This is a genomic window from Christiangramia aquimixticola (genome assembly GCF_048285835.1).
GTDB classification, from domain to species: domain Bacteria; phylum Bacteroidota; class Bacteroidia; order Flavobacteriales; family Flavobacteriaceae; genus Christiangramia; species Christiangramia aquimixticola.
The window spans coordinates 1-396 of the sequence record NZ_JBLVTL010000045.1 but is presented as its reverse complement, the minus strand read 5'-3'; the positions used below and the strand labels follow the sequence as shown (position 1 = coordinate 396).

The following is a 396-nucleotide window of genomic DNA, read 5'->3' as shown; positions in this document are numbered from 1 at the left end:
ACGGGTGAGGTAAAGCCAAACCGTGGTCCGGGAAGAAGAGAGGTTGGACATGGCAATTTGGCTATGAGAGCTCTAAAGAAAGTTTTGCCTCCTGAAAATGAAAATCCCTATACTATCCGTATCGTTTCTGACATTCTAGAATCCAATGGATCGTCTTCAATGGCCACAGTCTGTGCAGGTTCACTTGCCTTGATGGATGCCGGAGTTCAAATTACTGCTCCAGTGACCGGTATAGCGATGGGGATGATTTCAGATGCCAAAACCGGAAAGTATGCCATCCTTTCGGATATTCTTGGTGATGAAGACCATTTGGGTGACATGGACTTTAAAGTGACTGGAACTGAAAAAGGTATCACGGCTTGTCAAATGGATTTGAAAGTAGAAGGCCTTGATTAT

1 pseudogene is annotated in these 396 nt (G+C 44.4%); it reads left to right on the top strand.

The features are described from left to right. A pseudogene (locus ACNKXV_RS13420) lies at window positions 1-396 on the top strand (polyribonucleotide nucleotidyltransferase); the annotation flags it as partial.